Annotated in this window: 6 protein-coding genes; 4 read left to right on the top strand and 2 right to left on the bottom strand. The window is 70.0% G+C overall.

The genetic code is table 11. The features are described from left to right. The 4 genes from K6I34_RS29000 to K6I34_RS28985 form a co-directional block, all read left to right on the top strand. Positions 1–388, top strand: a 388-nt coding sequence (locus K6I34_RS29000) for a hypothetical protein (protein WP_229330348.1), incomplete at its 5' end; no start/stop codon positions are given. A gap of 289 nt (positions 389–677) precedes the next feature. Next, positions 678–959, top strand: a complete 282-nt coding sequence (locus K6I34_RS28995) for a heavy-metal-associated domain-containing protein (protein WP_229330346.1) — start codon at positions 678–680, stop codon at positions 957–959. A gap of 123 nt (positions 960–1082) precedes the next feature. Further along, complete coding sequence (locus K6I34_RS28990) at positions 1083–3353, top strand: cation-translocating P-type ATPase (protein WP_229330344.1); 2271 nt, start codon at positions 1083–1085, stop codon at positions 3351–3353. Positions 3354–3555: 202 nt separating this feature from the next. Next, positions 3556–3894 carry a hypothetical protein gene (locus K6I34_RS28985; protein ID WP_229330342.1) on the top strand — a complete coding sequence of 113 codons (339 nt, stop codon included), beginning with the start codon at positions 3556–3558 and terminating at the stop codon, positions 3892–3894. A 104-nt stretch (positions 3895–3998) separates the two neighbouring features. Here the strand turns inward: K6I34_RS28985 and K6I34_RS28980 are convergent, their stop codons facing one another. Together K6I34_RS28980 and K6I34_RS28975 are read right to left on the bottom strand one after the other, a co-directional pair. Beyond that, positions 3999–4319 carry a hypothetical protein gene (locus K6I34_RS28980; protein WP_229330340.1) on the bottom strand — a complete coding sequence of 107 codons (321 nt, stop codon included), beginning with the start codon at positions 4317–4319 and terminating at the stop codon, positions 3999–4001. A gap of 445 nt (positions 4320–4764) precedes the next feature. Next, on the bottom strand, positions 4765–6283 hold a 1519-nt coding region (locus tag K6I34_RS28975; protein ID WP_229330338.1), incomplete at its 5' end, for a hypothetical protein.

The following is a 6283-nucleotide window of genomic DNA, read 5'->3' as shown; positions in this document are numbered from 1 at the left end:
GTTGTGCGCCGGGTCGGTACAGGTATCGGGGAGGTCGCAGTTGGGGCAGGGCGGGGTGTCGTCGGCGGGCAGCGCGGATCTGCGCGTCGGGGCGGCCGTGGCAGAGATCGAGGGCTTGTACGCGGCCCTGCGCGCCGCACCCGAGGGGCCGCGCCGAGACAGGCTCCTGGCCGACCTCGCCCGGGCCGGGTGGCGCCTCGCCGACCTCGCGCTCGCGCCGGAGCGGCCCCGGGGCGGCGTCCCGCCGCGCTCCCGCTGGGAGCGCCGCCGCTTCCTGGCGGCCCGCGGCGCCGATCTGATCGCGGCGTTCGCCTCCCGCGGATCGCGGCGCGACGCCGTCCGTGAGGACGGCAAGGACGAGGGGGAGCCGGTGGCACGCGGCCGGTGACGGCCCGGAAGGGTCGCCAATGGCGTTTCGGGGCCGACGATACGGGTCCGGGGTCTCGCCCCGCCCGGTCGTCGGCCTCGGTGCTGTCGTGCTGCCGCACGGAAGAGGGACGCCGCGGGCTCGCGCTGCCTACCGTCAAAGGGTGGATCTTCCGCAGGGGGTTGACGCCCCCACGCCGCGCCCATGTGGCTGCCGTCACAGGATGCAGTGATACCCCCTAGGGGTATATTGAATGACAGTGGAGGGCGCGGCCCATGCGCCCGGCATCCCGACACCCGAGGAAGTAGCCATGACCAGTTCCTGCTGCACCCCCGACGGCTCCTGCGGCTCCGCTGCCTCGACCGCCGCGGCCGAGGGCGGAGTCACCACCGTCTACAAGGTCTCCGGCATGACCTGCGGCCACTGCGAGGGTGCCGTCACCCAGGAGCTCTCCGCCCTCGACGGCGTCACCGCGGTCAAGGCCGTCGCGGCCTCGGGCGAGGTGACCGTCACCTCCGCCGCCGCGCTCGACGAGGAGGCCGTCCGCGTCGCCGTCGACGAGGCGGGCTACGAGCTCGTCGGCACCGTCTGACACCGCACTCGCCACACGCACCGGGCCACCGGCCCGGTGCGCGCACCATCCACTCCCGCGCCGGGACGTACCGCTCCGCTGATACGGACGCCGTGCGTCCCGGCCTACCCCAGGAGACAGGCAATGACCGGCACGGCTCCCGGAACAACAGCGCTGCGCACAGCGGCGGTTCCCCTCTCCGAGGTCGAGCTCTCCATCGGCGGCATGACCTGCGCCTCGTGCGCCGCCCGCATCGAGAAGAAGCTCAACCGCATGGAAGGCGTCACGGCGACCGTCAACTACGCCACGGAGAAGGCGAAGGTGGCGTACGGGGGCGACATCGCCGTCGCCGACATCGTCGCCATGGTCGAGAAGACCGGCTACACGGCCGAGGAGCCGCTGCCGCCCGCGGCCCCCGCCCCGGAGGAGGACGCGGCGGCGGGTGACGGGCAACCGCTTCCGCTGCGCCAGAGGCTGCGCGTCTCCCTGGCGCTGTCGGTGCCGGTGGTCCTGATGGCGATGGTCCCGGCCCTCCAGTTCGACAACTGGCAGTGGCTGTCCCTGACCCTGGCCGCGCCCGTCGTCGTCTGGGGTGCCCTCCCCTTCCACAAGGCGGCCTGGACGAACGCGCGGCACGGCGCCGCGACCATGGACACCCTGGTGTCGGTCGGTACGCTCGCCGCGCTCGGCTGGTCGCTGTGGGCGCTCTTCTTCGGGCACGCGGGCATGCCCGGGATGCGGCACGGCTTCGAGTTCACCATCGCGCGGTCGGACGGCTCCTCCTCCATCTACCTGGAGGCCGCCGCGGGCGTCACCACCTTCATCCTCGCCGGGCGCTACCTGGAGGCGAGGTCCAAGCGCAGGGCGGGCGCGGCGCTCAAGGCGCTGCTGGAGCTCGGTGCCAAGGACGTCTCCGTGCTGCGCGGCGGCACCGAGGTCCGCGTCCCGGTCTCCCAACTGGCCGTCGGCGACCGGTTCGTGGTGCGCCCCGGGGAGAAGGTCGCCACCGACGGCATCGTGGCCGAGGGCGCCTCGGCCGTCGACGCCTCGATGCTGACCGGCGAATCGGTGCCCGTGGACGTCACGGTCGGCGACCCGGTCACCGGTGCCACCGTCAACGCGGGCGGCCGCCTCGTCGTCGAGGCCACCCGGATCGGCACGGACACCCAGCTCGCCCGGATGGCCAGGCTCGTCGAGGACGCGCAGAACGGCAAGGCCGAGGTCCAGCGCCTGGCCGACCGGATCTCCGGGATCTTTGTGCCCGTCGTCCTCGTCATCGCGCTCGGCACCCTGCTGACCTGGCTCTTCGTGACCGGGGACGCCACCGCCGCGTTCACCGCCGCCGTCGCCGTGCTCATCATCGCCTGCCCCTGCGCCCTCGGCCTCGCGACCCCGACCGCCCTCATGGTCGGCACCGGGCGCGGAGCCCAGCTGGGCATCCTCATCAAGGGCCCCGAGGTGCTGGAGTCCACCCGCCGTGTCGACACCGTCGTCCTCGACAAGACGGGCACGGTGACCACCGGCCGCATGCGGCTGGAGAAGGCCGTCACGGCGCCGGGCGTCGACGAGACCGAACTCCTCCGGCTGGCAGGCGCGTTGGAGCACGCCTCCGAGCACCCCATCGCCCAGGCCGTCGCGGCCGGTGCCGCCGAGCGCGTCGGCGGCCTCCCGGTGCCGGAGAACTTCGAGAGCGTCGTCGGCCTCGGCGTCCAGGGCGTCGTCGACGGGCACGCGGTGCTCGTGGGGCGCGAGAAGCTGCTGCATGACTGGGCGATCGAACTGCCCGTGGACCTGGCCGCGGCCAAGGTATCGGCCGAGGCCGAGGGGCGGACGGCCGTCGTCGTCGCCTGGGACGGCGCGGCCCGCGGCGTCCTCACGGTCACGGACGCCATCAAGGAGACGAGCGCGGAGGCGGTCGCCGCACTGCGTGCTCTGGGGTTGCGACCGGTCCTGCTGACCGGCGACAACCAGGCCGTCGCCGAGTCCGTCGCCCGGGCGGTCGGCATCGACGAGGTCGTCGCCGAGGTCCTGCCCGAGGAGAAGGTGGCCGTGGTCAAGCGGCTGCAGGCCGAGGGCCGTACGGTCGCGATGGTGGGCGACGGCGTCAACGACGCGGCCGCTCTCGCCACGGCCGACCTGGGCCTGTCCATGGGCACCGGCGCCGACGCCGCGATCGAGGCCGGCGATCTCACGCTGGTGCGGGGTGACCTGCGGGTGGCGGCGGACGCGATCCGCCTGTCGCGCCGGACCCTCGCCACCATCAAGGGCAACCTCTTCTGGGCCTTCGGCTACAACGTCGCGGCCCTGCCGCTCGCCGCGGCGGGCATGCTCAACCCGATGATCGCGGGCGCCGCGATGGCCTTCTCCTCGGTCTTCGTGGTGACCAACAGCCTGCGGCTGCGGTCCTTCCAGTAGGCGCAGGGAGGCGGCTCGAGGAGGCCGCCGTCCCGCCCCGACAGCAGGGGTCGGGACGGCGGCCTTCGCGCGCGCCGCCCGGCAGGGGAGCCCGGGCAGGCGTGCGAAGCGCGGTGGGGGCGCGCGTTGTTCTTTCTGTTTCCTGGTTCGCGGAAGTCGTACCACCTTGGGTGCCCTGGTGCCGCCTGGAACCGTTGCCCTCATGACCATCAGACGCATTCCGGCGACGCGCCTCGGTCGCCTGGCCCTGACCGCGGGGGCAGCCCTCGCGCTCTTCACCGCGCTGCCCATGAGCAGCGCCTACGCCGCCAACGGCACGTTCTTCTACCACTCGGCGGCGGGGGACTTCTCGATCACCGACCCGCCCCTGCGCGTGTGCGAGCCCGTCCACGACGGTGCGACCAACGCCTCGAACCAGACCAACGCCACGGCCACGCTCTACTTCGACGGCAACTGCCAGAACCCATGGGGCAGCCTGCAGCCCGGTCAGTTCACCGACTTCTTCGGCGACCTTCCCCACAGCGTGGCATTCGGCTCGTAGCCGCCTCCTTGCGACGGGAAACGGGGAGAGGCGCTTCCGCCCATGGCGGAAGCGCCTCTCTGCCGAGCCGGGCCGAGCCGAGCCGAGCCCGGGAATCTACGGGGTCAGACCGTCAGCTTCTCGTGGTTCGTCCAGATCACCTTGTACGGGTACTTGGCCTGCCACTTATCGCGGAACTCGCCGAGCTTGGGGTATCCGGTCAGCTTCTGCAGGGTGGGGAGGTCCGCGCAGCTGATTTCCGCGATGGCGCTGGAGACGAAGACGGGAGCGTAGGCGTCGTCCGGCAGCCGCAGGTGCGGCTTGTGGTCGATCTTCTCGGCCAGGCCGGAACCGAGGATGACCTGGCTCATTTCGGAGAAGAACTGCTTCCGCTCCGCCTCGGGCATCGAGTCGGAGAAGGAGAAGACCAAGGTGTGGATGATCATTTTCGCCTCTGGGCCTATGGGGTGTGATCAGTGCGTGCCGGTCCGCCGTCACCTGCGGCGCGGCAGCCGCACGCCTTGCGCCCCGGATCTTTCCGCGGCGCGCTCAAGGAGTACTCGCCCAGGGCTCCTGCCTGCGATGCCGCCGCATCCGGAGAGGGAGCGGCGGGGCTGGACGGTGTGGGGATCGCCGATGTCTTGCTCGGCTCAGAAGCCTTGTCGCTGCCTGAGTCGGACGAACACGACGTGAGTCCGAGCGCGATGGCGCCGCATACCAGCCCATAGACGATCTTCCGCATGCCCGCATGATCACAGGGCTCGGCGGTGCTGCATAGATCTGGACCAGCCATTGGCAAGAGGTTTCGGCCTTTTGGTAAAACCGCCTCCTGCTCCGGCGCCAGCCGGAGCAGAAGGGCTTTCAGGCTTTCAGTGCGCAAGGACGCACGGTTCAGGCAGCGGCCAGGGACGCGATGCGGGCACGGGCTTCTTTGACTCGAGGCTCGGAACGACGCGACCCGAGAGCCTTGCTGACCTCTTGGAGTCGTTCCACGCCCCTTTGGGTGTGAATGCCCTTGCTGATGTACTCGATTGCCCTGTCGGTTGCGTCGAGGGTGCCGTCCAGGTCGCCGGTCTGTTGGTAAGCCAGCGCGAGGGTGCCGCAGCGGACAGCTTGATCACGGGGCGCGGCATGCGCCACCGACTTCTCGAGGGCATCTGTCGCGCGGTCGGCCTGTCCGGTGGCCAACAGGAAGCGGCCCTCGGTGGAACGAAGTTGGGACTCGCCGAACCAGCGGAGGTACGCGGGCCGGTCGCCGTTGTCGCTTCGCTCCAAAGCGGCGAAAGCCCGGTTGAGAGCCTGGGCGGCCTTCTTGTGCTCGCCGCCCTTGCAGAGGACGGTGGTCTCGTGAGCGGCGAGTGAGGACTGCATGACCGCCGACACGCGCGCGCTGACGCTCGTTGCTGACTCCATGAGGCCGATCGCTCCGTGCTGTTCGCGTTGGTTCGACGCCTGCGTGGCCATGAAGCAGAGCGTGTGGGCCCCCAACATGTCGTCACCGGCCGTGTTCGTGGCGCGGAGAGCCGCTGTGTAGCTCTTCTGTGCCGCCGCGTGGAGACCAGCGTCGTAGCTCATCCAGCCGAGCAGGCAGCACACCTCGGCAGCGAGGACATGGAGGCTCTTGCCGATGTCCTCGGTGTAGCGGCTGTTGCTGATCATCCGGGTGATGAGCCGCAAGTCGGCGCGAGCCGAGTCCAGGAAGTCCACGCCTCCCGTGTCCTGCTCCATGGAGCGGATGGACTCGATCCGCTCGGCCATACGGTCTACCGTGCGGCTGGTGATCTGATCGCCTTTTGCTGCTGCCGCCAGAGCTGGTTCAGCAGCGGCCCACTGGGCGCCAATGCCGACGAGTGCAGCACCGCTGACCCCGATAAATCCCCTTCGGTCCACTGGTTCACTCCCTAGTGCCGTCAGAGCCTCCAGCGTAGACCCCTGAGTCCACGGCGCTGCAATCACTTGTTCGTCCCAGGCCGGCAGCCAAAGCGGCCACGGTCGGTTTCCGATCCTCTCCGCGCAGCCGGGGAGACCACATGAGTGGAGATAGTCGGCGATCACGATTTGGGCGACCGCTTCGGGGTCGTGGTCGCCTCGCTCCCACTTGTAGATGGTTGAGCGAGTGGTAGCCAGATGGTGCCCGAGCCGATCGCCATGCCTCCGGAGTGCTGACGCGAACTCGGTTTTGCCCATGCTGAGTTTGGCCCGGACATAGGCGAGAGGGTGCGATAGAACGGCTGACCTGGTCTCGATCACAGCAACGCTCCTCTGCTGATGATGTGACAACTTAGCCTTGATCCACCGAACTGATTCCGTCGCGTCGGTCTGATCGCGGTCCGGCTGATCGTGGGTCTGCGGCTGTTGTCTGGACGTGCCGTACTCGCTGGTCTGCCCAGCTTTTCCACGAATTCGGTTC

The organism is Streptomyces sp. UNOC14_S4 (assembly GCF_020740835.1).
Taxonomy (GTDB): Bacteria; Actinomycetota; Actinomycetes; order Streptomycetales; family Streptomycetaceae; genus Streptomyces.
This window is presented reverse-complemented; position numbering and strand designations above follow the sequence as displayed.

What these genes read in the sequence shown, in the direction of transcription:
- K6I34_RS28985 (WP_229330342.1), top strand. Translation starts at nt 3,556, where the DNA reads ATGACCATCAGACGCATTCCGGCGACGCGCCTCGGTCGCCTGGCCCTG.
- K6I34_RS28980 (WP_229330340.1), bottom strand. Translation starts at nt 4,319, where the DNA reads ATGATCATCCACACCTTGGTCTTCTCCTTCTCCGACTCGATGCCCGAG.
- K6I34_RS28995 (WP_229330346.1), top strand. Translation starts at nt 678, where the DNA reads ATGACCAGTTCCTGCTGCACCCCCGACGGCTCCTGCGGCTCCGCTGCC.
- K6I34_RS28990 (WP_229330344.1), top strand. Translation starts at nt 1,083, where the DNA reads ATGACCGGCACGGCTCCCGGAACAACAGCGCTGCGCACAGCGGCGGTT.